2 protein-coding genes and 2 pseudogenes are annotated in these 2,606 nt (G+C 57.3%); 1 reads left to right on the top strand and 3 read right to left on the bottom strand.

Translation table 11 applies throughout. The features are described from left to right. A pseudogene (locus tag G3N58_RS33640) lies at nt 1-116 on the top strand (IS5/IS1182 family transposase); the annotation flags it as partial. Nucleotides 117-312: 196 nt separating this feature from the next. Here the strand turns inward: G3N58_RS33640 and G3N58_RS33635 are convergent. The 3 genes and pseudogenes from G3N58_RS33635 to G3N58_RS33625 form a co-directional block, all read right to left on the bottom strand. Beyond that, entirely contained in the window at nt 313-1,041 is a 729-nt protein-coding gene (locus G3N58_RS33635) for an IS701 family transposase (RefSeq protein WP_346778320.1), read from the bottom strand. A gap of 135 nt (nt 1,042-1,176) precedes the next feature. Then, complete coding sequence (locus G3N58_RS33630) at nt 1,177-2,130, bottom strand: IS5 family transposase (protein WP_206001347.1); 954 nt, start codon at nt 2,128-2,130, stop codon at nt 1,177-1,179. Between the two features lie 256 nt (nt 2,131-2,386). Beyond that, nucleotides 2,387-2,539, bottom strand: a pseudogene (locus G3N58_RS33625) (IS6 family transposase); the annotation flags it as partial. Nucleotides 2,540-2,606 lie beyond the last annotated feature (67 nt).

Raw genomic sequence — 2,606 nt, 5'->3', positions numbered from 1 at the left:
ACAACTTTCGACGACTGCGCATCCGCTTCGAACGCCTTGCGTTTATCCACGAAGCCTTCATGAAAATCGCCTGCTGCATCATCTGTTGGCGAAAACTGAAGAACTCATTTTGTTAACGCCTGTTAGTACTACAGCCGTAGATATGCCGGGAGCACACCGCCACGTCGTCGATAATGACACTGCTGGGCTCGGTACTGATGTCGGCGGCGCCATATTGACCACGACATCACATGCTCGACGGAATGCAGGGTTCGCCATATCAGGCGACACAATAGGCGACGGATCTCCTGGATGCCGAATGGCAGTGAACCTTCAGCTGTTTTTTTTGGCCTGCGCCCTCAGACCAGCAAGTACCGCGTGCGCCAACAACGCCAGAGTGACGTGGCGGTACCAGCCCTGCCAGCGACGCACCTCATATTGGTCGAGGCCGCATTCACCCTTGGCGGCCTCAAAGCCGACTTCGATCTCCCATCGCCTGCCAGCGACGTTGACCAGAGTCCGACGGGTGACCTTGCTGCGGGGCGCGTAGACGACGAAATACGCATGCTCGCGATTCTCGTCAAGACTGCGGCGCACCAGCAGATAATGACCCAAGCGACGCTCCTCGGCGCTCAACTGCAGGCGCCACAACGGCGTAAGTGCCCAGTCATACAGGCGCGCGCCTTTTGCGCCGATTCCGGCCGAGAGGCGGCGCCAGGCCTGCGGTGGCAAGGCTTGTGCAATCTTGTCGGCGCGCATAGTGGTCGGGCCTTGCCACCATAATGGTTCGTTCTTCTTCACCGCCAGCACGAATGGTTGCGCGCGCGACTCGAGCCACAGCCGCAAAGGACGGTCACCGCCATACACCTCATCTCCGGTGACCCAGCCGCAGGGTACTCCCGCATCGAGCGCCCGTTCAAGCATCTGGCGCGCGAGCTGCGGTTTGGTTGCAAATCCCAACGTGTCAGGGACGCCCGCAACCTTGCAGCGAGGACGATCGTCGATCCATGACTGGGGCATATGCAGCTCGCGGTCAATAAATGCGCTAGGGAAGGTCTGCACAACTCGTTTTCAGAGCGCTGATCTTTTGCCCCTTGGGGATATCAGCCGTGAGCGTTTGCTGGCAGGTTGGTCGTCTGATTTTCAAGCATCGCGACCTTTGTTTGCCGAGACTCACGGCATGAACGTCCGGGCGTTTCACGGTTTGCTTAAAGCCCTGCGCGACATCCAGAGGTTGCCCAGCGCAAACAGTGTCGTGATCTGCGCGGTGTTCTTCATCAACCCTCGATACCGGGCCTTCGTATAGCCAAACTGCTGCTTGAGCACGCGGAACGGATGTTCAACCTTGGCGCGGATGCCAGCCTTCAGGCGCTCAATCTGGTTGAATATCGCGTCCAGACGATTGTTTAGGTCCAGTTGTCGACGCTTGCCTGATCGCATCGCGACATGCCAGCGAACCTGGATCGCCTGACAGCGCTTTTCGATACCCTGATATCCGGCGTCAGCGTACACATCGGTTTCCTGGCCGTGCAGCAACGCTTCGGCCGCATTGATGTCGTGAACGTTGGCCGTTGTACCAATGACGGTGTGGACCAGACCCGACTGTGCGTCAACGCCGATGTGCGCTTTCATGCCGAAGTACCATTGATTTCCCTTCTTCGTCTGGTGCATCTCCGGGTCCCGTGTACCAGAGCCGCTCTTCGTCGAACTGGGTGCCGAAATCAAGGTCGCGTCGACCGCCGACCCGGCCTTCAGCATCAAGCCCTTCTCACTCAGGATCTCATTGACCACCGTGAGCATCTGCGCAGCCAGGCCGTGTGTTTCGAGAAGGTGACGGAATCGGAGGATCGTGCTCTCGTCCGGCAAACGCGTCATACCTTCGTCCAGCCCCGCAAACTCACGGTACAGCGGCACGTCATAAAGCGCCTCTTCCATCGCTGGATCTGAAAGCCCAAACCACTGCTGCATGAAGTGGATTTGCAGCATCGTCGCAACCGAAAACGGCGGCCTTCCAGTCTTACCCTTCGGATAGTGCGATTCGATCAACGCAATCAACCTCGACCATGGCACAACGCGCCTCATCTCATCGAGAAATTCCCGCTTGCGCGTGCGTTTCGTTGAAAGATCCAGACCAAGACCAAGCTGTGTCATCGAGGAACCCCTTAACCTTCCCTTCACCCAGGATAGTCCAACCAGACTTCAGCGCCAGGACTTTTGCAGACCTTCCTTAGACCGCGAGCTCAAACTTCGAGTGATCGACGATCATGTTGTCATGCGCGCAGCGATCAAATCGCCTTCTGCATCGGCGATTTATGGTCCGTCAATTGGTTCGCCGTTATATGTACATTGCAGACATGAATCGGCGACTACAGTTTTCCCCGAAGCCGCGTGAAGCGGCAGTTGAAACGATCGTCTTGTAGCTAACGATCACGCCACGTTCGAACAGCAGCTCTTCGATATCGCGCGGGCTGAGCTGGAACCGGAAGTATCTGCGCATCACTTGAGAGATGACGCCCACCGAGAATCGGTGACTGTGATAGCGCGATTTCGTCTTCTCCATTGCGCTATATGTCAGGCGAGTACCCCGCTAACGTGACAACGCCCTTCAGCGTCATCCGGTTAGTCCC

The sequence above is a fragment of the Paraburkholderia sp. Ac-20342 genome (assembly GCF_017104985.1).
In the GTDB taxonomy this organism is placed as follows: Bacteria; Pseudomonadota; Gammaproteobacteria; order Burkholderiales; family Burkholderiaceae; genus Paraburkholderia.
Note: the sequence above shows the minus strand (reverse complement) of the source record. Positions and strands in the feature narration are given on the sequence as shown.